The 25,713-nt window shown below is 39.8% G+C and carries 21 protein-coding genes, 1 other RNA gene and 1 pseudogene; 8 read left to right on the top strand and 15 right to left on the bottom strand.

Annotation, left to right across the window (positions count from 1 at the left end):
* Positions 1 to 527: 527 nt before the first annotated feature.
* Positions 528 to 1,301, bottom strand: a complete 774-nt coding sequence (map, locus tag AACW45_RS22100) for a type I methionyl aminopeptidase (RefSeq protein WP_096644064.1) — start codon at positions 1,299 to 1,301, stop codon at positions 528 to 530.
* A 17-nt stretch (positions 1,302 to 1,318) separates the two neighbouring features.
* Complete coding sequence (locus AACW45_RS22105) at positions 1,319 to 2,323, bottom strand: Gfo/Idh/MocA family protein (protein ID WP_190634896.1); 1,005 nt, start codon at positions 2,321 to 2,323, stop codon at positions 1,319 to 1,321.
* Positions 2,324 to 2,977: 654 nt separating this feature from the next.
* Here AACW45_RS22105 and AACW45_RS22110 point away from each other — a divergent pair.
* Positions 2,978 to 3,277 carry a ferredoxin gene (locus AACW45_RS22110; RefSeq protein WP_190634827.1) on the top strand — a complete coding sequence of 100 codons (300 nt, stop codon included), beginning with the start codon at positions 2,978 to 2,980 and terminating at the stop codon, positions 3,275 to 3,277.
* Between the two features lie 196 nt (positions 3,278 to 3,473).
* On the opposite strand, the gene AACW45_RS22115 is transcribed toward AACW45_RS22110, so the two are convergent.
* On the bottom strand, positions 3,474 to 5,141 hold the full coding sequence (locus AACW45_RS22115) for a SpoIID/LytB domain-containing protein (protein WP_190634829.1): 1,668 nt from the start codon (positions 5,139 to 5,141) through the stop codon (positions 3,474 to 3,476).
* Positions 5,142 to 5,251: 110 nt separating this feature from the next.
* Between AACW45_RS22115 and AACW45_RS22120 the strand changes: the two genes are divergently transcribed.
* From AACW45_RS22120 to AACW45_RS22135, 4 genes are all read left to right on the top strand, one after another.
* Positions 5,252 to 5,515 carry a ParB N-terminal domain-containing protein gene (locus AACW45_RS22120; RefSeq protein WP_096644069.1) on the top strand — a complete coding sequence of 88 codons (264 nt, stop codon included), beginning with the start codon at positions 5,252 to 5,254 and terminating at the stop codon, positions 5,513 to 5,515.
* A gap of 81 nt (positions 5,516 to 5,596) precedes the next feature.
* The gene (locus tag AACW45_RS22125; RefSeq protein WP_096644070.1) at positions 5,597 to 6,088 is read left to right on the top strand and encodes a Dps family protein; all 492 of its coding nucleotides are present in this window, start codon (positions 5,597 to 5,599) and stop codon (positions 6,086 to 6,088) included.
* 290 nt (positions 6,089 to 6,378) lie between these two features.
* Complete coding sequence (gene grpE, locus AACW45_RS22130; protein WP_190634831.1) at positions 6,379 to 7,071, top strand: nucleotide exchange factor GrpE; 693 nt, start codon at positions 6,379 to 6,381, stop codon at positions 7,069 to 7,071.
* 464 nt (positions 7,072 to 7,535) lie between these two features.
* Entirely contained in the window at positions 7,536 to 7,868 is a 333-nt protein-coding gene (locus AACW45_RS22135) for an STAS domain-containing protein (RefSeq protein ID WP_313933797.1), read from the top strand.
* On the opposite strand, the gene AACW45_RS22140 is transcribed toward AACW45_RS22135, so the two are convergent.
* Positions 7,869 to 9,005 (bottom strand): PP2C family protein-serine/threonine phosphatase, encoded by a 1,137-nt coding sequence (locus AACW45_RS22140; RefSeq protein ID WP_190634835.1) that lies wholly within the window; start codon positions 9,003 to 9,005, stop codon positions 7,869 to 7,871.
* Positions 9,006 to 9,965: 960 nt separating this feature from the next.
* Between AACW45_RS22140 and AACW45_RS22145 the strand changes: the two genes are divergently transcribed.
* Together AACW45_RS22145 and AACW45_RS22150 are read left to right on the top strand one after the other, a co-directional pair.
* Positions 9,966 to 10,133 carry a hypothetical protein gene (locus AACW45_RS22145; protein ID WP_190634837.1) on the top strand — a complete coding sequence of 56 codons (168 nt, stop codon included), beginning with the start codon at positions 9,966 to 9,968 and terminating at the stop codon, positions 10,131 to 10,133.
* Between the two features lie 504 nt (positions 10,134 to 10,637).
* Positions 10,638 to 12,341 carry an ABC transporter ATP-binding protein/permease gene (locus AACW45_RS22150; protein ID WP_190634839.1) on the top strand — a complete coding sequence of 568 codons (1,704 nt, stop codon included), beginning with the start codon at positions 10,638 to 10,640 and terminating at the stop codon, positions 12,339 to 12,341.
* 75 nt (positions 12,342 to 12,416) lie between these two features.
* Here AACW45_RS22150 and AACW45_RS22155 read toward each other — a convergent pair whose 3' ends face one another.
* From AACW45_RS22155 to argS, 6 genes are all read right to left on the bottom strand, one after another.
* On the bottom strand, positions 12,417 to 12,632 hold the full coding sequence (locus AACW45_RS22155) for a hypothetical protein (RefSeq protein ID WP_190634841.1): 216 nt from the start codon (positions 12,630 to 12,632) through the stop codon (positions 12,417 to 12,419).
* Positions 12,633 to 13,042: 410 nt separating this feature from the next.
* Positions 13,043 to 14,359, bottom strand: a complete 1,317-nt coding sequence (locus AACW45_RS22160; protein ID WP_190634843.1) for an agenet domain-containing protein — start codon at positions 14,357 to 14,359, stop codon at positions 13,043 to 13,045.
* A gap of 595 nt (positions 14,360 to 14,954) precedes the next feature.
* The gene (locus AACW45_RS22165) at positions 14,955 to 15,782 is read right to left on the bottom strand and encodes a M90 family metallopeptidase (RefSeq protein WP_190634844.1); all 828 of its coding nucleotides are present in this window, start codon (positions 15,780 to 15,782) and stop codon (positions 14,955 to 14,957) included.
* A 155-nt stretch (positions 15,783 to 15,937) separates the two neighbouring features.
* On the bottom strand, positions 15,938 to 18,151 hold the full coding sequence (gene glgP / locus AACW45_RS22170) for an alpha-glucan family phosphorylase (RefSeq protein WP_190634847.1): 2,214 nt from the start codon (positions 18,149 to 18,151) through the stop codon (positions 15,938 to 15,940).
* A 370-nt stretch (positions 18,152 to 18,521) separates the two neighbouring features.
* The gene (gene fghA / locus AACW45_RS22175; RefSeq protein WP_190634849.1) at positions 18,522 to 19,364 is read right to left on the bottom strand and encodes an S-formylglutathione hydrolase; all 843 of its coding nucleotides are present in this window, start codon (positions 19,362 to 19,364) and stop codon (positions 18,522 to 18,524) included.
* Between the two features lie 342 nt (positions 19,365 to 19,706).
* Entirely contained in the window at positions 19,707 to 21,473 is a 1,767-nt protein-coding gene (gene argS, locus AACW45_RS22180) for an arginine--tRNA ligase (RefSeq protein ID WP_190634851.1), read from the bottom strand.
* A gap of 112 nt (positions 21,474 to 21,585) precedes the next feature.
* Between argS and AACW45_RS22185 the strand changes: the two are divergent.
* A pseudogene (locus AACW45_RS22185) lies at positions 21,586 to 21,891 on the top strand (Uma2 family endonuclease); the annotation flags it as partial.
* Positions 21,892 to 22,054: 163 nt separating this feature from the next.
* Here AACW45_RS22185 and AACW45_RS22190 read toward each other — a convergent pair.
* From AACW45_RS22190 to AACW45_RS22210, 5 genes are all read right to left on the bottom strand, one after another.
* Positions 22,055 to 22,324, bottom strand: coding sequence for a hypothetical protein (locus AACW45_RS22190; protein WP_190634853.1), 270 nt, complete (start codon positions 22,322 to 22,324; stop codon positions 22,055 to 22,057).
* Positions 22,325 to 22,446: 122 nt separating this feature from the next.
* Complete coding sequence (locus AACW45_RS22195; protein WP_190634854.1) at positions 22,447 to 23,259, bottom strand: hypothetical protein; 813 nt, start codon at positions 23,257 to 23,259, stop codon at positions 22,447 to 22,449.
* Positions 23,240 to 23,416, bottom strand: a complete 177-nt coding sequence (locus AACW45_RS22200; protein ID WP_190634856.1) for a hypothetical protein — start codon at positions 23,414 to 23,416, stop codon at positions 23,240 to 23,242. The genes AACW45_RS22195 and AACW45_RS22200 overlap by 20 nt, the downstream gene beginning before the upstream one ends.
* A 590-nt stretch (positions 23,417 to 24,006) precedes the next feature.
* Positions 24,007 to 24,395, bottom strand: a transfer-messenger RNA (tmRNA) gene (gene ssrA / locus AACW45_RS22205).
* 319 nt (positions 24,396 to 24,714) lie between these two features.
* Positions 24,715 to 25,662 (bottom strand): F0F1 ATP synthase subunit gamma, encoded by a 948-nt coding sequence (locus AACW45_RS22210; protein ID WP_096644098.1) that lies wholly within the window; start codon positions 25,660 to 25,662, stop codon positions 24,715 to 24,717.
* Between the last annotated feature and the right edge of the window lie 51 nt (positions 25,663 to 25,713).

The following is a 25,713-nucleotide window of genomic DNA, read 5'->3' on the forward strand; positions in this document are numbered from 1 at the left end:
AGTTTAACAGGCATGGTAATTAACCTGTATAAAAACCTAACTACCTAACGGTAATCTGCACCTTGACAATTGAAGATATGAGGTTCTATTCCATAGTTTTAGTTCCTTCCCAGGAATAGGTAAAATCTTCATGGGGACTAAACAGCACAGAATTTAAACAAACAAATTTTTGGAGTAATCCAACTACCGAGGGGCACTCGGAAAGTTAACGCTTGGGGAGAGAACCACCTCTAGGTTAAATACCGCAAGGGATCTAATCTAAGTGGACTCGTTGAACCAAGAATCTCCTCGCCTTTAGGCAGGAGAGTGTCAATTTCTTTGTAGTCATACCAATTTAAAAAAACAATGCAACAGATGGTAGGGGCATGGCAATGCCATGCCCTCTAGAATATATTGATGTGCTGCATATTTAAATTGATTAGAACTTACGCAAAATCATAAAAATACCCACCAAAATCTAGATTTGATGGGCATTGAGCAATTTTAATTACGAATTACGTAGACGCAAAGCGGCTTCCCGTAGGGTATTACGAATTATCTTCTGCTTGGGTAAGGATTTCTACCCCATCTTCAGTCACAACTATAGTATGTTCAAATTGCGCCGAAAGTTTGCGATCGCGTGTCACCGCAGTCCACTTATCGCTGAGAACTTCTACTTCCCAAGTTCCTTCGTTAATCATTGGCTCAATTGTAAATACCATCCCCGGACGGAGACGCTTACCTTTACCGCGCGTACCGTAGTGGGGGATATCTGGTGCGGTATGGAAAATATTGCTAATTCCATGTCCAACAAAGTCACGGACTACAGAAAAACCTTGAGCTTCCGCATATTCTTGAATAGCTGCACCAATATCGCCAATTTTCGCCCCTGGTTTCACCTCAGCAATACCCAAGCGCAGACATTCTTCGGTTACCTCTACCAATTTTTTTGCCTTGGGTGAAGGGTTACCGACTAAAAATGTTTTGGATGTATCACCGTGATAACCATCAAGTATCGGCGTAACATCAATATTGATGATGTCTCCATCCTTGAGAATTTGTTTCGGATTAGGAATACCGTGACAAATCACCTCATTGACGCTGGTACAAATCGATTTAGGAAAGCCTTTGTAACCCAGTGGTGCGCTTTTAGCACCATGCGCCTGCGTCCAACGTTCGGCTTCATCATTGAGTTGCTGAGTAGTTACCCCTGGCTTAACCATTGGTTCTAGATGCTTGAGGAGTTGGGCGGCTAAATGTCCTGCCCGGCGCATCTTGTCTATTTCTCGTTGGGATAAAATTACAATCGTTTCGGTTTTCATCAACTGTGATTTCTCTGTTAAATATCTTTCATAAATATAGTTAAGCCTGTTTCAGCCGCCCTTTTCGCCGCTTCGGCAACCTTTAATGTATATAAACTAGCTTCTGGGGTGACATAGAGAGGTTTACCATCAAAGATTCGGTCTAACACCATAGTAGTGTCTTTCGCAAATAAACCGCGACGAGTCCCGACTTCTATGGGTGTTGATTCGCCATTTTGGATAAAAAATCCGCGATCGCCATCAAACACTAAACCGCCTTCATGTCCGTGAACTTCAAACTTCCGTTCTGGTTGCCACAGGGTTTCACCTTTACCGTATACTACCTGTGCTAACAGTCCACTAGTAAAGCAAAGTTGAGTCATACAAAAGCAAGCTTGATAGTAGTCTTGTTCAACTTGCCAAAATCGCTGATGACAGTTAACAGTGAAGACTGCACCAAATAAATCAGTCAGACGATGTAATCGTGAAAGCGCACCGATGAAAGGAAAGCCGAACAATTCATGATTATAAGTCCATTTGCGGGGTGCAGGATGTATCGGTGAAATCGTACTGTAGCGGACATAAAAAATTTCACCTACTTTTTCTATATGCTGCTTTAATGCTTGATGCAATCCACCCAAAAGTTCAATATGTTCCACATGTAGGAGTTTATTTTGAGCTTTCGCTAAAGCAATAATTTCTTCTGCTTCCACTACATCCAAAGCCAGGGGATATTCAACGATCGCATGTTTACCACTTGTCAGCGCAGCACGGGCGATCGCTCCATGATCGCGGTTAATTGTAGAAATAACTACTAAATCTATATCTTCTCGCCCTACTAACTCTTCCCAAGAACTCACAGCTTCAGCTTGATACTCTTGGGCGAAGGCTTGGGTATTTTCTAATTTATGCCCAGCGATCGCGACTAAATGCGATCGCTCATCTTGCAGCAATGCTTCCGCCCGCAACTTTGCCGCATATCCAGTACCAACCAACCCCACCCGCACTTTTGCTGTTGTTAAATAGGCCTCGGAATTATACATGACAGTTCCTAGTTCTGTTTGTATGTTTTCTGTATGGGCAAAGCTCATTGCTTTTACTGTACAGCCCTCTGCTCAAGCTGTAGATGCCACTAGCGACACTTACTACCCTACTACTTTATGTAGGAAATATTGCGATCGCAACACTGTCATTTGTGATTGGGCATGGGGCATGGGGCATGGGGTATTGGGCATTGGGCAAGTGGTGAGCAGAGGGGGAAGAGATGCAGAGGAGCAGAGGGAGAGTATTTCTATAATTTTCCGCCTCTGCACCCTTGCTTCCTCTGCTTCCTCTGCTTTTTGTCCTCCTTGTCCTCCTTGTCTCCCTTGTCCTCCTTGTCCCCGTTCTAGCCCCTATCCCCTATCCCCTCACCATACATTAATATTCATTGATTTTTTTTAGCTTATGTATAAGTTTTACCAATACTAGGCAGAATAAGCCCGGAATTACATAAGTTATTCTTATTACTATTAACTAACTAAATTTCATTACTAATCGCGGACAAATTCAAGTTACATATTTTAATTTTTCTCGTAGTATCAGAATTGAAGCAAATTTAAACAAGCGGCCGATCCCATAAGAGCAGCCGTGGGCTTTGCCTACTTTTGCTTGAGGATAACTTATACTGCCGTTCGCAAAAAGAGAGGATTACGGAAATGGCAACTTACAAAGTAACACTAATCAACGAAGCTGAAGGTACAAAAAACGAAATTGAAGTTGCGGATGATACTTATATTCTAGACGCTGCTGAAGAACAAGGTTATGATTTGCCTTACTCTTGCCGCGCTGGTGCTTGTTCTACCTGTGCAGGTAAACTCGTATCGGGTACTGTTGACCAATCTGACCAGTCTTTCTTAGATGACGATCAAATTGAAGCTGGATATGTATTGACTTGCGTTGCTTATCCTACTTCTGACGTAGTCATCCAAACCCACAAAGAAGAAGAACTCTACTAAGAATTAGGCACTTCAATTCTCAATTTCTGAACAGAGTTATTGATGGTGCAAAAAAGAAAGTAGCACAGTTAAGGATAATTATTTTCCTTTACTGTGTATTCTTTGAAGTTCGTAGTAGGTACTTCACTCCTTATTGACTCAGCACTGAAGTGCTTACTACGTACAAATAAAATTACTAATTCCCTGAGTCTCCCGATTAAAACTGAATCTTGTCGCTCAAAATTTTAATTTGAGTCCCAGGATAATAGAATTGCAAAATTTGTGGATTTGACCAACCGAGCTTGGCTAAATTTTGCGCCCCTGTTTGACTTAAACCCACTCCATGTCCGAATCCTCCACCCACAAAGGCGTACCCCCACAAACTAGATTGACCTTTGTTTAGAGGTTGGATGTAAAATAGCGTGCTGATGGGAGCTGCAAAGGCGCTGCGAACTTCGTCTTTGTGTAAGGTAAACACGCCAATATCAGTTTTCACAGCTAGTTCAAGAATCCGCCCGCTATCAGATCGCTTAGTTACGGACATAGCTTGAATGGTTTTAAATTTGCTATAGGGGCTTTTTTTCACTGTTAAAAATTTCTGTAAGCCCTTGGTAATATCTTCTAGCTTCGTTTCCCTCCGCCAACGAAACAGATCCCATTCGCTTTCGTTAAAGCCTTTTTCTAAATTAATAAATTGCTGAAAGTTTTTCTCATCGGCTAAATTCTGTCTAGACAAGTCCCAGATATTAATTGGCGCATCAACTATTGGTTTGAGATAGGGACGATCTTCTCCATTCCAGATATCGCTAAAAGAAGCAGTTACACCGCCAGTAGTAGAGGAATAAAGGGCATCTACTAGCTGGTTTTGATAAGTTAATACCATACCTCTAGTCGCTGCGATCGCTTTATCTGTACTCGGAGCTACGCCATTGAGTCCATAGTAAACTTGGCAATGAGTATCAGCACATAACTGATAGTCATCTATGGCAAATCTCCGTAAATTCCGCAGTACATAAGTGCGAGCAAGTATCGCTTGCGCTTCTACAGCCGCCGTAGGTGCATTTGTGCCAATTTCGTAAGGTACTACCCCCCGCAAATAAGTTTCTAATTGTACTTCATTAACTAGACTGTATGTGCCATAGGCATTTGGCTGTAATTGCATCTGACCGGCGTAAAGACGGGCATTTTCTGGTTTAGCAGTTTTATTCACCCGAATCAAATTTTTATCAGTGCTAATTCTGACATTATTTCGACTATAGCGCGTACCATTAATTACCCAACTCACCAATGGTACTTTTGGTAAAACTTTGGTATCTAGGTAGGCGGTATTTTGGTTAGATTCTGGCAAACTCTGCAATAACAATCTTCTTAATAACGGAGTGTTGTAAACATCTCGTTTCGCCCAAATTTGCCAGCGTTCTGGTTGAGCTATTTCTACCTCAATTCCGCGATCGCGCCATTTTTTGGCACTGTCTTCCGCAGTTTCAAAGGTGCGGTAAGTACCTAAAACGACTACCTCATTGACTTTGGCTTCAGATAAAGGCTGCATTACCGTTTCCACCTGAACGGGGTTCTGGGTAATGAGAATTTGTTCTTTGTTACCTGTCTGAAATTTCAGCTTGAGGCGATCGCCTTTGGTTGGTTGCAATTGTAGTTTGGCTGTGGGTTCTTCCCCAAATCTTTGGACAATCCCTATTCTCAACACCACATCATTAGTCTTGCTCCCGGTACTTGATGCCGCCGTTAGTCCTAATAAACAAAATGCTATCAGTAGAGTACGGGAAGCATTCCAGTACGACTTTTTCTTTCTAACTTGATTTTGCCCCTCTGCGTTGCTTGGGAGGAGATTGTCCAATTGCTTTCTAACGTAGTGGTTTTGTCGCATGAGCGCTCCAATGATACCATTACCAGTTTTGCCCTAATTGTTGCAAAACAAAGTCATAACGAGTATGATTTATTTATGGTCAACGAAGGGAATTAAAGAGGAAAACCCTGATGGTTAGAATCCAAGAAATTCCACTGAATCAGATTAAGCGGCCTTTGCCCCGGACAAACGATCCGCAAAAAGTACAAGCCTTAATGGAATCGATTGGGGCGATTGGGCAACAGGAACCCATAGATGTCCTAGAAGTAGATGGACGGTATTATGGCTTTTCTGGTTGCCATCGCTATGAAGCTTGTCAACGTCTAGGCAAAGAAACAATCTTAGCTAGAGTTCGCAAAGCCCCCCGTAGCGTTCTCAAGATGCATCTAGCGTGATAAATTGTCAATGATTCAGTGCAAAAAAACGCAACAATATACAACAGACAACTAAATTAAATAACCAATTAGGAGAAAATTATGCCATCCACACCAGAAACTGTAGCTTTGAATATCGGTATTGATGATGCTAGCAGAGCGAAAATTGCTGAAGGCTTATCTCGGTTATTAGCAGATACCTACACCTTATATCTTAAAACGCATAATTTCCATTGGAATGTGACCGGGCCAATGTTCCAAACCTTGCATTTGATGTTTGAGACCCAGTATACAGAATTAGCCTTAGCTGTGGATTTAATTGCCGAACGGATTAGAGCGCTAGGCTATCCTGCACCAGGAACCTACAGCGAATATGCTAAACTCAGTTCCATTCCCGAAACCCCAGGAGTACCCAAAGCCAAGGATATGATCCGCTTACTCGTGGAAGGACAAGAAGCTGTAGTTAGAACTGCACGTTCTATTTTTCCTGTGGTAGATGAAGTCAACGATGAACCCACTGCTGACTTGCTAACTCAACGGATGCAAGTACATGAAAAAACAGCTTGGATGTTGAGAAGTTTGTTGGAAGAATAGGGGCATGGGGCATGGGGCATGGGGCATAGGGTAGAGGGGACAAGAGGGATAAGGGAAGGGGGAGAAATGACAATTGTCGGGGCGGGTTCACCGATATCCTCATTGATTCACAAAGATCTAAATAAGGAACATCCAATTTTTTAAATACCCAATCAATTTTTAGTGCGAGCGTCTCGCACGATGAGCGAACAACAGCGAGCAAGATGCTCGCACTACGGAAATATGGGTAATTTATTTTTGTAAGTCCCTAAACCCGCCCCTACTGACAAATGACAAATGAAAAATGACAAATGACAAATGACACTTTCACCCATTTGTTGCAAAATTTAATGCAGCAAGTGGGTATTTCCAGTTTTAAAGCGCTGAGTCATGCTGCTGGTGTTTCTGAGCGGCAAATTTTGCGCTTGCGACAGGGTAAGGTGGCGCAAATGCGCGTAGATATACTTTTAAAGCTGTCGCAAGTATTACAAATTAGTTTAGATGAATTAGTGGTGAGGTTTTCTAAATTGGCTCCTGATATTGTTTTAAATCAGGATAATCAGGAAAGAAAGCGGCATTCTGTACCAAGTAATACTGAGCAAGAATTATTACAAAAAATTTCTGAGTTAAAAAATGAATATGAGCGATCGCAGCTGGCGCTACAACAGCAGCGAGAGAGGTTGCTACAAGAGTTTCAGCAGCAGAGTTTACAATATTTAGAATCATTGTTATTGCAATGGCCGACAGCAGCGCACAAAGCGGCAGAAAATCCCCAGCTAGCAGCGATTAAAATAGTACCTTTGGTGCAAAAGCCTTTAGACAAGCTTTTACAAGAATGGGGAATAGAAGCGATCGCATCTGTGGGAGCAGAATTACCTTACGATCCTCAATTCCATCAATCGATGGAGGGAAATCTTCAACCAGGTGAGAGAGTAAAGGTGCGCTATATCGGTTATCGTCAAGGAGACAGGCTACTTTATCGTGCTAAAGTGAGTCCTGTGTAAATCAAGTTCTATCAAAAGTGTGAAACAATTCCTGAGATTGGGGAAGTCTGAGAATCAGAGGCTTTTTCTGGAATTAGTGCTGCTTATTTTGTTGATCCTCTATGGGAGTTGACAGATCATTGTTCTAAGTAAGCCTATGGGAGGATGTAGCTAAAGCTAAAGGCAGATTTGATGATTGAGGAGTTAGCACAAAGTTTAGTTTAAAGTTACTAATTTGAGTCCTAACTGCTAGCTGACTCACTCCAGATTGCCCTTTAGATGAAGGAAAACTGATGAATTAGTTAAGAATCGGTAATTATAGATTCAGATTTTATTGAGATCGATCGTTCATAATTTACAATACATCATTGAGTGTTAGTGATTTATGAACTTCTCTAGCTTGGGAGTTTATTAAATAAAATATGTGTGATATATAATACTAAAATTCAACGAAGTATAAGCTTTTTTAGAAAATCAGGATAGAAATCATGACACAATCAGAAGTACAAATTATTCATCTCAAAGGAATTATCAATTCAGCGACATCTCAAGATTTGCGTCAACGACTGAATGAATTAATCGAAAAAGGCGCAAAAATTGTGTTAGTTGATTTTCAAGATGTAACTTTTATGGATAGTTCTGGTTTGGGAGCTTTAGTGTTAGCTTTCAAAACTTTGAGAGCAGCAAATAGACAACTTGTACTTTGCTCGATTAACGAACAAGTAAGAATTTTATTTGAATTAACTAGTATGGATAAAGTATTTGAAATATTTGCCAGTCAAGATGAATTTCATCAAGCTGTACTTTCCAGAACTTAATTAATCAAATTGAATTTCAATAATTGATAAATCGTCTTCAAAAGTATCTTGAGAATGCAAAGCCATTAAGTAATTCAAGACTTGTTCTAGATGAGGTTCAATGTTATGCCTTAAGCTACTGAGTAGCTGAATAAATCCATCTAAATTCCAAAGTTTGCCATCTGTTTTGGTGATTTCATAAGCACCATCACTAAAAATATACAGAGTGCTACCTGTTTTAATTTCGCACAAATTATCAATATATTGTGCTTCAGGAAACATGCCAATTGGCATACCTGGAGTTCGTAAAAGTTCAACGTCAACATGATTTAATTGTTCGCCAGATAATAAGATTGCTGGTGGATGTCCGGCGCTAGCATAAATTAGTTGACGCTTAACTTTATTATATACGCCATACCAAATAGTAAAGTATTTATCATTTTGATAACTAATTTGAAAAGTATCATTTAATGCTTTTAACACATGGCTTGGTTGATAGTAATTTAAATTAGCAATAGAGTGCGATCGCAAAAAATTTAACACAGAAATAGAAGGGAGAGTTGCTTTTAGTCCATGTCCTGCGGTATCTAGTAGGTAAATTACTAAACAATCATTATCTAGCCAGTAGAAATCAAAACAATCGCCACCGAGTTGGCGTGAGGGAAGAAAGCGGTAATTGATGCGCAGAGGTTCGGTAATGGGAAGCGGTAAAAGCGATCGCACATAGTCTGCGGCTTCGGCTAATTCTGCTTCTAGAAGTTGCTTTTGGGTTTGTAAATCCCGGCTCAAGATATGTAATCGCAATCCGGCTCTAACTCTTGCTTGTAATTCGTTTTGTTCAATGGGTTTAGAGATAAAATCATCAGCACCAGCATCTAAACCCCTGACGCGATCGGCAACGGAATCTAAAGAAGTTAATAATATAAAAAATATAGTCGATAATTTGGGGTCTGTTTTAATTTTTTGACAGAGTTCCAAACCATCTAAACCAGGCATAATCCAATCACAAATAATCAGCGCAGGATGAAAAGCAAGTACTTTTTTAATACCTTCTTCTCCATTAGTTGCAGTTATTACTTGATAACCCTGTTTTTCTAAAATGCGTTTTAAGAGGATTAAAATTGAATTATCGTCGTCAATTACGAGAATTTTAAACATAAAAATAAGATATATAAAAATAGTTCGTTTTTTGATATCAATCAATACAGTTCAGTTAGCATCAGAAATCTTCAAAGGGCGTAGGTTGGGGAGCCACCGCCGTGGATGGGTTTCCCAGCTTGAGGTGAGTGGCGTTTGAGGAACGTAGATCCGTTCGCGGAGCGTTCTCGTTCCCTCGAAGAGGGTTCCCGAAGGGTAGAGTAGGGGCTTCCCGCAGGGCATTGGTGTCAACTTAAGCTAAAAATAGCCTCTGTCTTAGCTTTGTCGCCCGCCTTTCGACTTCGCTCAAGGCTAATAGCCCAAGTCTACTGAAGTAGACTCAAGATTTTAAGGATATTTAGTCATCTTTAGATGACTTTGGTTATTAGCAAGGAACTTCAGTTCCTTGCGGGATGAGGGTTTCGCGTTAAGTTGACACAGGTGCCCGCAGGGTAACCCAACATTTCCGGAGGCTTGTTGGATTGACACAAGGTAAACCCAACCTACAATTTATCCTTAACTGAACTGTATTGTCCTATAAATAGGTGAAGTTAACGCCCAATTCAACCGCAGAGGATACAGAGGAAACAGAGAAAATCAAATATGAATCCTATATAGCAATCCTAAATGATTCACAAATACATATCTTCCTTGTCTCCCTTGTCTCTCTTATCCCTTTTGTTCCCCTGACGGGGCGACGAAATAGTCTAGAAAGCTTACAATATAAAGAATGCAACAATTTATGGTAGAAAAAGATAGGTCTACTTTCCAGATTTCAGCAATATTTCGTAGCTTTCACCATATATTTGCTTGATCATAAGTAAGTCATTATATAAACTATCAGTATTTATATAAAAAATAAATTTGATTTAATTCAAAAATTAAGAAATAATAAACACGTAAGTATATCTTTGTCTAACTGCAAAAATTTTCACTAGCTGAATTTACAAGCTCTATTTAATTGAATAATTTTTAACAAAGATGGTAAAAAAGACAACAAGCTGTGATTTTTTACTGAATAACGTGGCTGTAGCGAGCAGTGTTGCGGGTGCAGGTACTTTGCAACAGAGAACTTCCAAAGTTGCTCAATCAACTGCCACAATGTTAGAGCGAGTGCGAGAACGCACCGATTTGACACCTCATTCCTGAATAATTCCAAGAGCGTTTAAACTCGGTATTCGTTGACTCCTAAGACAAAAATAGGGATTGCATCTGGGAAGAGTTGGAGCATTGTTTTAAACGGCTCAAGGGACATCCAATTTTTTAAATACCCAATCAATTTGTAGTGCGAGCAGCGTTCGACTGAGCGCTCAGTCGAACGCTGCTCGCACTACGGAATATGGGTAATTTATTTTTTGTAAGTCCCCAATACGAATTATCTAATACAGTATGGCGTAAATAAACAGATTATAAACCCCCAAGACTGCGCTGGCTCGCCACTCTGCATCTACAAAATCAAATAAAGCTTACTCTGTCTGAATTTTGAATTCCGCCTTGCAGTACTAGACCTGTAACAGTTGCATAGGGTTGGTTTACGCAACCATGTGCAGCTATCTACTAAGCCTAATACATCATTATACTTCCTGCAAGTACAAAATCACTTGTTTATTTTATCTAAATTTACTTTGTATGATGAAAAATAATTTGGCGCTTATGAATCTAAAAAAGTATCTAAATAAAAAATTGAATTTTTTTCATAAATTTTGGGCGATTGCTCAACTTTATTGGTTTAGTAAGGAAAAATGGGGTGCAATCTTTTCAATTTTTATGCTTTTGGCATTGTTGCAATTAACTACACAAATTAATGTTGTTGCTAACAATCAGCAAGGTAATTTTGTTTCTGCTTTAGCAGATAAAGATACTCAGAGGTTTTGGACAAGTATAGGCATATTTATAGGCTTGCGAATTTCCTTAGCCGTAGTGAGAGTTTGGTACACTTATGTCCGGTTTAAACCGATTCTAGCTTGGCGATTGTGGTTAACTAATCATTTCATCGAGAAATATTTAAATAAACGTTCTTTTTATGAAATCAATACTTTAAAAAAAGAAATTGATAACCCAGATCAGCGCATAGCTGAAGATATTCAAGGTTTCACTGAAGTTTCAATTTCTATATTTTTGGATCTTTTTAATACTTGTTTACAAGTTGTTGCTTTTAGTGGAGTTCTCTGGAGTATTTCACCTACTCTGATGATTTTCTTAATTATTTATGCTGGTGCTGGTACTCTCATATCAATTGGTTTCTTTGGGAAAAGACTAGTTAACATTAATGTCGAGCAGCAGAAAAAAGAAGGTGATTTTCGCTTCGGGTTAGTTCGTCTGCGAGAGAATGCTGAATCAGTAGCTTTTTATCGCGGAGAAGCACAGGAAATAAACTTGCTCCAATCCTTATTTAAGCGAGTATTTAATAACTTCCAAAATTGGATAATGTGGCAACAAGTATATTTCGGTGCTTTCATGAGAGCTTATGATATTATTCCCCCAATTCTACCCGCATTGGTTCTAGCTCCCAATGTTTTAGCAGGGGAATTAGAAGTAGGAAAAATTACAGAAGCAGCAGGAGCATTTATGGCTCTTAACGGAGCTTTGTATGTTCTTGTGAGAAGGTTTGAAAGTTTGACTGGTTTGGGTGCAGGAATTGAGCGTTTATTTGAATTTTATAGTTGCTTGGAACAGCCAGAAACAGAAATTCAGCACCGGGTAAGGCAGTATAAAAATTTTGATACTATAGTTAATACTGTAGAAGATAACTGTTTAGCTATTCAAAATTTAACTTTGTATACGCCAAACTATCAGAGAGTTTTATTTGAGGATATTTCATTTACGTTAAAACCAGGACAAGGACTTTTAATTAAAGGTACTAGTGGCTGTGGAAAAAGTTCTTTATTAAGAGCGATCGCCGGATTATGGCATTCTGGTAAAGGTACGATTATTCGACCAAAACTAGAAGAAATTCTTTTCTTACCGCAACGCCCTTATATGGTTTTGGGTAATCTCCGCAATCAGTTAATCTATCCTCAACTTACTGTAGATATTACTGATGATGAAATCTATCATATATTACAGCAGGTCAATTTACCCAATTTAGTGGAAAGATTTGGCGGATTGGATGTGGAAAAAGATTGGTCTGATGTGCTATCTCTAGGAGAACAACAGCGTATTGCTTTTGCTCGCTTGATGATTAACAAGCCAAAGTATGTGATTTTAGATGAAGCTACTAGCGCTTTAGATATAGAAAACGAAGGAAATCTCTATCAATATCTAGTAGATACACATACAACTTTTATCAGTGTCGGTCACCGTCCTACTCTTTCTAAATATCACCAAATGAGTTTAGATTTAACTAATTCATCATAACTCGATTGAGACTTACGCAAAATGTAACCGAAAACCTGACTCTTGCATAGTAGTAATTCATAAATTACCGCTACTTTAGCTCTGTTGTGCGTAAGTCCTATTCATATTGAAGCCAATCAACACAACTTTGATTACAATCAACACAACATTGATTGCAATCAATACAACTTTGATTGCAATCAACACAACATTGAAGCCAATCAACACAACATTGGAAGCAATCAACACAACATTGGAAGCAATCAACACAACATTGGAAGCAATCAACACAACATTGAAAGCAATCAACACAACATTGACGACGATATTTTTAAGCTGCTAAAATCTAATACCGTTCAGTTAGGGACTTCCAAATAAAAAAATATACAACTATTTATTGTGGGGTGGGCGTCTCGCCCGCCCATAGTCAAAGGCGGGCAAGACTTCGGCGTGAGCGCTCAGTCGAACGCTGCCCACCCCACAAGATTGGATAATTTATTTCTTGGAAGTCCCTTAGCGTCAAAAACCTTAAACTGCGTAGGTTGGGTTGAGGAACAAAACCCAACATTTTCGGCGATTTGTTGGGTTTCACTTCGTTCAACCCAACCTACATTTACTACATTTACTTTGGTGTAAGTTGAAAGTTAACGAATCGATAAAAAGAACCCCGACTGATTCAATCAGTCGGGGTTCTCAGCAAATTCTTAATTACGAATTACGAATTATCTAATTTCTTCCAAATCTACCCACTCATCATAATCAGAGTCGTAATCTAGGTAATGCACATAATATTGTTTACCTTGGATTTTCTCAATCTTGGCAGAATACCAATCTTCTTCGTCGTCATCCCAGACTTTGATTTTTTGATTGACTGCAAATCCATTCTTATCGGCTTCGCCATGTTCGCGAATCCGAATCTCATCTTCGCCTACCCATTCGTTGTAGGATGATCCATAGCCCATATAATGTACAAAAAATTGATCGTTGTCGATTTTTTCGATTGTGGCTTGATACCAATCTTCTTCGTCTTCATCCCAAACTTCGACAGTTTTGTTAACTGCATATTCGCCACTAGCAGATTTTGCAGTAGATTTTGCAGGGGATGAAGCATCTCTCGCAGGTGGTGAAGGTGCTTGTGCTAGTTCCGCTTTGACTAAGGAATGCGATCGCACAATCACAGCCCGCGCTACAGTTTGAATACCTGTATGCTCGTAGTAGTTGGTAGTTTGATCCAAGAATGCGGCGACGAAATCTAAGTTATCATCAGCCACTTGGATGAAATTACCTAAATGACTAAACAAAGATTGGGGAGTTACACCAGTCTTGGCGACTAAGCCATTCATCCAACCTTGAACCGAGTTAAATGCTTGAGTAATAAAGCCAAATTTCTCTGTCGCATTATTACCTGGTAAAGAGTTGCTAACGGCGGAAAATACAGGATTTTGCGCTACTACATTAGCGTCAGTGCCGCTAATAATAGTATGAATCTTAGTGAGGAAATCAGGGCCTAAAGGTAAAAGTCCATCTAGACAAACTAAAGCTACCATCCGGGTTAAGGATGCGTCTTTATAGTTTTCACTTAAAGTAGCCGCAAATGCTTGAGGATTAGGACTCGGAAGTCCATTAAGTTTAGAGAAAGCGATGATTTCCACCGCAATTTTTAAAACTAAATCTATAGTTTGAGTTAAATCTGCTTTGGGAGTGATGTTACTTAAAAAATTGAGAAAACCAATTTTTTCGCCAATTTTATTAGCTAAAGCTGCTGTAGCCATAGCTGTGTCGGCTTTATCGATAGTTTGATAAAGTTTAATGGCTGTTTGATAGCCATTTTGAGGATCGTGATAGAGAGAGACAGCGCGATCGCGAATTTTTTGAATAACTTTAGCGTCACTCTCCCCCGTAATTGCACGGATATTATTATCAAACCCCACCAAATTATTCCACTGACCTGGAGCTACATAATCTAGAGCCTTCAATACCTTGACAGTAATATTGTCAGCTGGTAGTTCGTCAACCAATTGAATAATTGACTTATCCATTAATCAATCCTCTAAGCCAGAAAACTATAGTCATCGATTATACTCACTGTTTTAGGAATATGTCGCTAGTAGTCACCGCACCACCACCTAGAGAAATGATTAAGAATTATGCTAAATTGCATACCAAGTTGCAAAAAGAATGGGAAAAATTGTAGGGGCATGGCAATGCCAATAAGTGTCAACTTAAGCTAAAAATAGCCTCACTCTTAGCTTTGTCGCCCGCCTGAGAATGAATTCTCAGGCTAATAGCCCAAGTCTACTAAAGTAGACTCAAGATTTTAAGGATATTTAGTCATCTTGAGATGACTTTTACTATTAGCAAGGAACTTCAGTTCCTTGCGGTAAGCGGGTTTCGCATTAAGTTGACACCAATAGGCATTGCCCGCATTTCTCACAAGCTTATGAAGCGTTTGATGATGAGTAATAAGTAATGAGTAATAAGTAATAAGTAAGAGAGCAACAGGCGCATTCTTACTCATTACTAATTACTCCTTACTCACTACTCATTACTCATTACTCCTCCATTCGAGGTGTGGTGAGAAATCCGGGATTGCCATGCCCCTACAATATTGATGTACCGCAAACATGATTTAAACTAGACTACCCATAATTGAGGATTCACCTGATAATAGCCTTGCAACAACTCATACAATGCTGGATGCTGCTGTAATAATTCCCGTGGTTTCTCAAAGAAAGTTTCTGTAGCTACTGCAAAAAATTCTGCGGGATTTGTTGCACCATAACTATCAAGAACTGTATGCAAACCATTATCTACATCATGACAAAGCTGCTGATATTCTGCTGTCATCACCTGCGCCCAAATTGCATAATCTGATTTCCTCGGTAAAATTGGTACGCCTTCAGCTTTACCATCTTCTTGATCTAATTGATGGGCAAATTCATGTAACACCACATTCCGCCCATCATCCCAATTGCGCATATCTTGTTGCACCTGTTCCCAAGATAAAATTAATTGATCGCGAGTCCATGATTCACCCAACTTAGCTATCCGCTTTTCGGAAATAAAATAACTGCCAGTAGCAATGGTTTCAGTTACCACATAAGTACTGGGATAAATCAAAATCGAACGCAATTTAGGAAAATATTCTGCTCTTTCATTTAATAATAGTAAACAGGCAAAGGCAGCAATTGTTAATTTCATTTCTACCGTTACCTGCAATCCTTGACAGCCAATAAATTGTTTCTCTTTTAAAAAGACTTGAATATGACCTTGCAACCGTCTTCTTTCATCGGTTGTGAGATGCAGATAAATCGGCAGATTATTTTCAATTGTTGCTTGCCAAAGAGGCGGAAAAGAACGATGTTTAATCCGATTTCGGCGCTGTTTCGTCAGTATGGGACTGATAAGAATAGTAGTTACAATTAGTCCCAAAATAATAAAAATAAGAATTATTGCCTGCATTAATTTTTGATAATAATTGCAAATAAAATCTGACTAAATCTATATATAAAAATAATAACAAATGACAAATGACAAGCAAAGCGCAATAAAAAAAGGGGTAGATAAACCACCCCTTTGTTTAACCATGAAACCAAAACTCAATCAAGCAAAACTTTCTAAACGAGAACTTTCGCCAAAATTGGTTCTACACGGGTTGCAATTTCTGGTACGTACACCTGTGAAACGTAGTCTGCAATCATTCTGTCGGTGTTGAATAGGGGACAATTGGTTTTGATGGATGCTTTCATCATTTGCACCCAACGGGGGGAAACACCTTGAGGATTGCGATCGTAATATAGAGGTACGATTTCTTCTTCTAGGAGTTGATAAAGCGATCGCGAATCTATGCGATCCTGTAATTCTTGATCGCTAGTGTGGGCATCTTCACCAATTGCCCAACCGTTGATACCTTTACCATTACTATCAGCTTGATAGCCTTCGCACCACCAGCCATCAAGGACGCTGCAATTCAAACCACCATTAAAGCAAACTTTTTGTCCACTAGTACCAGAAGCTTCTAGGGGGCGACGGGGATTATTCAGCCACACATCTACACCTTGCACCAGTTTTTGTCCGGTGTAAATATCGTAATCTTCAATAAAGGCAACGCGGTTTCTAATTTCTCCGTGGTGACACCATTCCATTAATCTTTGGATAATCCGTTTACCTTCTTCATCTGCTGGGTGGGCTTTACCTGCAAAGATAATTTGTACGGGATGGTTAGCATTACCAAAAATCTTTAATGCCCGTTCAGCATCGCGTAAAATTAAATCTCCCCGTTTGTAAGGGCTAAAACGTCGCGCAAAGCCAATAGTCAAGACATCGGGATCGAGTAAAGTCTCAGTAGCTTGAATAGATTCGTAACTCTCACCCCGTTGTTCTCTAGCTTTTTTGACTTTATAACGGGTATAAGCTATCAGCCTTTCTTTTAATACTCGATGTCTCCACCAAAGTTCTTCATCAGGAATTGTGTCAACCTTCGCCCACATTTCGGGCTTCATGGCTTGGGTATGCCAATTTTCTCCTAAATACTGATTATATAAATCACCTAACAAAGGCGCAGTCCAAGTGGGTGCGTGAACGCCATTAGTAATGTAACCAATGGGGACTTGATCTTCAGAAACTCGCGGATAGAGAACTGTCCACATTTTACGAGAAACCTGACCGTGTAATTCACTCACACCATTGCAAGCGCGAGTCATCCGCAAAGCTAAAACAGTCATCCCGAATGGTTCCCAGGGATCGCCCAATCTTCTTGCACCTAAGGCTAAAAATTGTTCGCGAGACAGGCGCAATTGCGTCCAGTAATGGGCAAAGAAAGAATCGATTAAATCGGGTGAGAAAACATCATGTCCAGCCGGAACTGGTGTATGGGTGGTGAAGACACAGCGATCGCGAACTGTGGCTTCAACATCATAAAATGATTTACCAGTACGTTCGATTTCTAACCGAGCAACTTCTAACGTACAGAAAGCCGCGTGTCCTTCGTTGAGGTGATAGACAGCCGGTTGAATTCCCAAAGCTTCTAAGGCGCGTACACCGCCAATTCCTAAGACAACTTCTTGGGCGATGCGGGTTTCTAAGTTACCGCCATAAAGGTGTCCAGTCAACCAACGATCGATGGGATCGTTGTCTTCGCGATCGCTATCTAGTAAATATAATGTGACTCGCCCGACTTGTACCTGCCAAATTTGCACTTTGACAGTCCGTTGACGCACTTCTAATTGAATAGTTAACGGTTCGCCTGTTTGAGTTTTAATTAACTCAATTGGCATATGTAGAAAAGGGTTGTCAATATAGTAATCTTCTTGCCAACCATTACGGTTTAAGCGTTGGCGAAAGTAACCTTGGCGATATAACAAGCCTATACCCACCATTGGTACACCCAAATCAGAGGATGATTTCAGGTGATCCCCGGCGAGAATTCCCAAACCGCCTGAGTAAACTGGTAAGGATTCATGAATACCAAACTCTGCGCAAAAATAAGCTACTGGGTGTTCTTTCGTTAATTGTGGTGCAACACCACTTACCCAAGTATCTTTTTGTTGCATATATCGGTCGAACTCACGCGCTAAAGCAGATACTTGCTTCAGATACAAAGGATCTTCTGCTAATTGGCTGAGACGTTCGCAACTTGCAGACTCTAAAATCGCCACTGGATTATGTCCGCAGCGTTCCCATTCTTGGGGATCGATACTTTGGAATAAAGCAATGCGATCGCTACTCCAACTCCACCAATAGTTATAAGCCAAATCTGCCAAACGTTTAAGCACAAAAGGCAATTTTTCGCTCAACCTTAGCGCTGCGGTCATTACACTATTATTCGCCATACAACTTTAAACTCTCTGTTACTTTTTTTTCTTTCAGTTAACTTTTTCTTTCCAAACAATTGCGCTGCAAGTTAATGACAACCGAATCTTCTTTTTTAAATTATTTCTTGAAGTCGGAGCAGTTTATCAATATCAAACCTGAGCCAAATGGGTGGTGTTGCTTTTGTCTACCTTTTAAGAATTATCTCTGCTTTTCCGGATTTTTTACATCAATTTCAATCACGTTATTTTAAATAAAAAAACATCTTATTCACATTATTTAAAATAACGTAACAAGCAATCACAATTGCAGATTCATCCGCAGAAACACTGTTGACTATTGACAAATGACAATTGTACAGACGCGATGAATCGCGTCTCTAATGACTAATTATCCCAAAGCGATCGCATGATGACGAATATGATCGCCCATAAAACTAGCAATAAAATAATAACTATGGTCGTAGTCTTGTTGATAGCGTAAATTTAAAGGCTGTTTTACTTCTGCACAAACTTGCGCAAACACATCTGGTAATAATTGTGATGTTAAAAATTTATCCGCAGTCCCTTGGTCAATCAAAATAGAACTGTGATAACCTACTTGTTTCACTAATTCGCTAGCATCATAGCTATGCCAAGCTTCTTGATTAATTCCTAAATAACGACTAAATGCTTTTTCACCCCAAGGACAACGCATAGGTGCGGTAATCGGTGCAAAAGCAGAGACAGATTTATACAGGTGAGGATTACGCATTGCACAAACAAGCGCCCCATGTCCACCCATTGAATGACCAAAAATACCTTGTTTTTCTGGCTGGGTAGGAAAGTTAGCATTAATTAAAGCAGGTAATTCTTGCACAACATAACTATACATTTGATAATGCGATTTCCAAGGTTCTGTTGTCGCATCCACATAAAAACCCGCACCCGTACCAAAATCCCAGTCATCATCCTCCCCAACAATCCCCGTATTGCGAGGACTAGTATCTGGTGCAACTAGCATTAAACCATACTCTGCCGCGTAACGTTGCGCCCCAGCCTTCATCATAAAATTCTCTTCCGTACAAGTTAAACCAGAGAGAAAATAAAGAACTGGTACAGGTTTTTGACTAGCTTGCGGTGGTTGATAAACAGCAAAGCGCATTTCTCCATTACAAGTTGACGAGGCGTGGGAATAAAAGCCGACTTTACCACCAAAACATTGATATTCTGATATAACTTTCAGACTAGTCATTAAATTAAACCTCATTTCTAGGGAAATCCAAACAATAAATTATCCCAAATTGTAGGGGCACTGGCACTGCCATGCCCCCAAGCGCGTACCTCATTTACCTGAAATATGCTGTATTAATGTATCGCCAATATTATTGAAATTAGTATTACGAAAAATTTCTTCAATAAACAAGAAAAAAGTTCCACATATTTATGTAGAACTTTTTTCTAAAAATATAAATTGAGTTTTCAATCAATCAAACACAAAACCCTAGTACAACAAGACAATACCTGTCACCAAAGCTCAAAATATAATACTGGTGACTGTTGACTGTTGACTGTTGACTATTGACTGTTGACTTAACTAAATTCTTTCTAACACCTGAATTCCCAACAGTGATAAACCTAACTTTAACGTTCTCGCCGTTAAATTGCACAGAACTAACCGCGATGTTCGCCAAGGTTCCTCTGCACCCAAAACCTGAACCCCTTGATTGCGATCGTAAAACTGATTAAACTTTTTACTCAGTTCATACAAATACTCACACAACCGATTCGGCATTAAGTCTTGTTCTACAGTATTAATCACTTCATCGAGTTGCAATAAATATTTTGCCAATGCTAATTCTGTTTCATGTTCTAAAATAACTTTGGCATTATTTCCCAACTCTTCAAAGTTAATCTCACCCTTACGACTAATTCCTTGAACCCTTGCATAAGCATACAGCATATAAGGAGCCGTATTACCTTTGAGATCCAGCATTTTGTCGTAACTAAAAATGTAGTTACTGGTGCGATTTTGGCTTAAGTCAGCATATTTAACTGCACTAATTCCAATTACCTCAGCAACATTATTAATAAACTCTTCAGTTTCTTCCCGTTGTTCTTCCTTTAATCTCGCTTCTAAATCTGTCCGAGTCCGAGAAATTGCTTCATCTAACAAATCCCGTAACCTAACAGTATCTCCAGAACGAGTTTTAAATTTCTTCCCATCTTCCCCTAGCACCAAACCAAAAGGAACATGAATTAATTCCACATCATCGGGAATCCATCCGGCTTTACGTGCTACTTGAAAAAATTGGGAAAAGTGGTTTGATTGTCCAGCATCTGTGACATAAATTATCCGCTTCGCTTCATCTTTTTGAATCCGGTAACGTAAGGCGGCTAAATCTGTTGTCGCGTAGTTATAACCACCATCAGATTTTTGGACAATCAATGGTAAAGGTTCACCTTCTCTGTTGGTAAATCCTTCGACAAATACACATTTTGCGCCTTGGTTTTCTACCAGTAATCCAGATTTTTCTAAATCTTCAACAATTCCTGGTAATAAAGGATTATAAAAAGATTCGCCACGTTCTTTGACATCAACATCGAGTAAATCATAAATTACTTGAAATTCATGTCTTGATTGTGCGCACAGCAATTTCCAAGCATGGATTGTATCTTCCGCACCAGCTTGTAATTTGACAACTTCTTGTCTGGCAGTTTCTTGAAATGCTTCATCTGCATCAAAGCGTTGTTTAGCTTTGCGGTAAAAGCTAACTAAATCGCCAATATCTAAAGCATTTGCAGTAGTTAAAGCTTCGGGGTAAACTTCTCTGAGATAGGCGATTAACATCCCAAATTGAGTACCCCAATCACCCACATGATTTAACCGCAAAACATCATGTCCGAGAAATTCCAAAATCCGGGCAATACTATCACCAATGATAGTAGAACGTAGATGCCCAACATGCATTTCCTTCGCAATATTCGGACTAGAAAAATCAACAATTTCGCGCTGTGGTGTTTTTGCAGTAGGAATACCTAAGCGCGAATCTGCGTGAATTGCATTGATTTGTGCTTCCAAGTATGTGGGTTTCAGCTTGAGATTGATAAACCCAGGCCCAGCAATCTCTGGCGGTTCGCAGATTTCTGACACATCTAGATTATCCGCGATCGCAGTTGCAATTTGCCTTGGTTGCTTTCCTAATCTTTTACTCAAAGATAAAGCCACATTCGCCTGATAATCTCCAAACTTCGGATTGCTAGCAGTCACCAAAATCGGATCTACTCCAGCATAATCAGCGCCAAACGCAGCCACCAAGGCCTGTGCAAATTGATGTTTTAGTTTTTCTTGTGTAGCGTTCATATATAAATGTTATCTGTGACAGGCGTAATGTGACTGTTGAAAGGTACATATTCTCAGGAGCTTGATTATTTTAACCTTAAAATATAGCCACCTACTCTAACTCAAGACTGTCATGGTACAGTACAACCCCCTTGACTGTCTGCCATCCGCAGCAGAACTTCCCCACTCTGATGACACCCCAGTGAATAACGAACTGCAAAACCTCATCCCTAATTCACTAGCAGAGATTTTAGCTTTAGCATAAAATGACTTTGCTGACTGGTTTTTTGGTGTCGATATGGGCATTTATTATGCACCATTACAACCGCCATGACTACCAGATGCATTTCTCAGCTTAGGAATAGAACGTTTTATAGAAAAAGGGGAACGCTTAAGTTATATCCTATGGGAAGAGGCAAGTACTGTTCCTATCTTAGCCTGAGAAGTCGTCTCCAAAAGCTTTGATGGCGAATACGAACAGAAAAAAACTGATATTTGGATAATAGCAAGTGCGATCGCTATCCAAACCGGACTTACGCCAAAACCCCCAATATTGTTGGGCATGGCACTGCCATACCCTCTAGAATATATTGATGTGCGGCTTAACAACTTCCTTCCCAAATCAAAAGTTGTCTAGAAGCTGCAACAAAACAGTTAAGATGCTTCGGTGGGTAAAGAAAATGATCGTAGGCTAACGCCATCTGTCTAGCAGCCTCACTCATCCCAAATGAATTACCAGGGCTAACTAAACAGTCATAGTTCGGTAACCACTCAAAGTAGTCATTAACGATTTCAACATTAGGCAAATAATAAAAATGTTCTTGAAATGCTGCTGCTAATGATGAATCAGGCGCTACTAATATCAATTTCAAGCTTTATTCCTCCGCTTGAATACTGATTATACACTCCTTCAATGTTCGTTAAGCATCAGGAACAATGCAAAGGGAGTAAGTGCGATCACTCCTTTTATCTCTGCTACTTTCAATTTTTAGCCTTAAGTTCTTGCTTTTATCCTTTCAGATTGAGTAGAAATCGGCTCGTTATATACCATTTCTCTAGCCCAATGTTCGCAGTTATAATGCAGTAAATTCCACAAAGAATCTTTTGCATAGAGGATTTTTTCTCTTGATTTCTGAATACGCGCCTCTATTTCGATATCTGAAGCTTTTTGAGGATGTTCTTTTTCAGGACGTTCTTTAAACAACCAGTCTGGTGTGTAGGCAGTAAAATGAACATATCCAATTCCTACACTGACAATTTTCCCTTCCGGTTTCACCGTCTTACCTGTAAAAAAGTGTGCAACTCTGTAACCGTTTGCAGTAGCTCTTACAACACCGTAGTGGTCATAATCTCTACCTTGTTCATCTTTACATGGGTACACAACTAAATCGTTGGGACGTATTACATTACCTTGATTGTCACAGATATCAGGCTCTCTATCTAGAAGTATGATTAACTGCGATAGTCTTGCTAATTGAGTATCGATAATTTTCAATAAAGGATCTGACCACTTTGAATTATACTTATTTATACATTTTTCGATTTCTGTATATTTTTGCATTACCCATTTATGATGGTTTTGCAACGTGTGAACTGCTTGAAAATGCCAATCGGTGTTAGCCTGAGCAAAATTAATCTCAAACTCTATTTCTAAAACTTCAGCAATAACTTGGCAAGTTTTAATAATACTTTCGTCTCTTGTATGCCTGCATATCTGAGTAATTGCGTTTTTTACGGTGTCCCCGTGGTATAAACAATCCTGCAATTCAGCAAATAACCGCAGAATTTTAGAAGGATTTGGGTTCATTGAGATTTCCCTTGGGCTTCGAGTTCGTGTTTTTCTGACTCTCTGTGTTCTCATTAAGTTTTTCTTTAATGTAATTCTCAAATGCTCCTAAAGCCATTTTTGAGGATGATAGAGCAATTTGTGATGCCATTGATTTAGCAGTTTGGTCGCTAGACATATAATTACCTTAATTTGATTAACTACTCTTGAAGCTTAGTATTGTTGCCCAAGTTTAGATACAGTTTTTTTAAATTATTAAGTTAAATTTAATCTATCCTTACTAGTGGAAAAAACCGTATAATCACCAAGTAAATTAAAACCCAGTAATACTTGAATATAGATCAATACGGTTCAGTTAAGAATAATTGTAGTAACGCGGCAACCTGAAAATGTTTGGTTGATTAATGATATTATTCCGCAATAATGGCATTTCCATTTTTTGAACCCAACAAATTAGACTAGACGCGCTAGTAGTGCTTTGTCTCATTAATTATGTAGGGTAAGTTTCTTCTTCTTTTCTCTTCCTTCGCGCACTTCGCGTCTTCGCGGTTCGTTTTTTACCCCTCAAAATTAATGGGACAGACCAGTAGGTTGGGTTGAGGAACGAAACCCAACATTTCCGAGGGTTTGTTGGGTTTACACACGGTAAGCCCAACCTACGCATTTACAGGTTTTTGGCACTAACTGAACTGTATTGGAATATAAATAACTTCAAAAACAAAATCCACCTAGATATAAAATTATCAGGTGGATATGGAGTTTATGTAAATATGGAGCTTATGGGAATCGAACCCATGTCCAGCCTGGGTATTAACCCCCCGCTCATTCACAGGTTTAGCCTATCTGACCCTCAAGGCGGGAATCGTTCATTATCCCGAACGTAGGATGCTCTGATTAAGTCTTAGCTAGCAAGCCAACCAGAGAACACTTGCTAGAGCATCCGTTGGGGTTGGTCTCTAGCCCTTAACGGAGTCGGACTAAAGACGCTCGAACCTATAAGAGGCGTTTAGGCAGCTACTAGAGCTTCCCGGCGAGCAAATTTTACGATGTTATTCGCATTTACTTTTGTTTTGAGCCTTTGATTTGCGAGAGGAGACTCACTCTCGACCTGAATCACAGAGCAGCGTTCGCCAACCTGTCGAAACCATGAAAGCCCCTTGTGTTCATTCTTCAATTATAATACGCGGATTTTAAATTGTGTGTGCAGACAAAAAAATTTGTCCGGAGTCAATAGTCAACAGTCAACAGTCAATAGTCAATAGTCAATAGTCAACAGTCAATAGTCCAATGACAAATGACAACACTTCGGCATAGCTTCAGTACATCGCTGACAAATAACCAATGACCAATGACCAATGACAGCTTTCACGCAAAATCTACAAGACACAGCTTTACCCTAAAACTCAAAATAGCCAACTGCTAACCTAAAACAACTAGCAATTGGCTATTTATGAGAAATCAACAATTGACAAGTCCCTAAGTTAACGCTTCCGCACCACCCACAACTTCTAGAAGTTCTTGGGTAATTGCAGCTTGTCGAGCTTTGTTGTAAGACAAAGATAGGGTTCTGATCAATTCACCGGCGTTGTCACTGGCGTTGTTCATCGCAGTCATCCGTGCTGCTAGTTCGCTAGCTGCTGATTCTTGCAACGCCCGTAATAGCTGGTTGCTAAGATATAAAGGCAACAAAGAATCCAGAATTTGTACTGGATCTTGTTCAAAAATCATATCGCGAGACAAAGGACGAACTTCAGTAGTAACTTTTTGGCGTTCTACTTGAAATTGACCGCCACGGGTTGTCAGTCGGAAGATTTCGTCATCTGCTGCTTCTAAACCTTGAGCATCTAAAGGTAGCAAGGTTTGGACAACTGGACGAGAACTAACCAAGGAGACAAATCGGGTGTAGATTAATTCAATCCGGTCTACACTTTCCGACAAGAACAAAGACAACAACTCGTCAGCGATTTTGTTAGCTTCGGCTGCGGTAGGAATTTGTTCTAGGCCGCTGTAGGTAGCATCAATAGGTTGATTACGACGTTGGAAGTATTGGATTGACTTGCGTCCTACCAACACAAATTTGTAATCTATACCTTCGGCTTGCAGTTCCTTAACGCGGTTTTCAGCGCGACGGATGACGTTACTATTGTAACCGCCACACAAACCGCGATCGCCTGCGATAACCAACAGCCCTACTGTTTTAACTTCCCGCTTTTTCAACAGGGGTAAGTTGGCTTCTTCAAACCGCAGCCGGGTTTGCAAACCGTATAAAACTTGCGCTAGTTTATCAGCAAAAGGACGGGTAGCTAATACTTGCTCTTGCGCCCGGCGTACTCTCGCCGCCGCTACCAGCCGCATGGCTTCTGTGATTTTTTTGGTGTTTTTGACCGACTGAATGCGATCGCGTATTGCTTTAAGATTAGGCATATTCTTGAGTTTCTGAGTCAATAGTCAATAGTCAATAGTCCAAAGTCAAGA

Source organism: Calothrix sp. FACHB-168 (assembly GCF_963889195.1).
GTDB classification, from domain to species: domain Bacteria; phylum Cyanobacteriota; class Cyanobacteriia; order Cyanobacteriales; family Nostocaceae; genus Aulosira; species Aulosira anomala_A.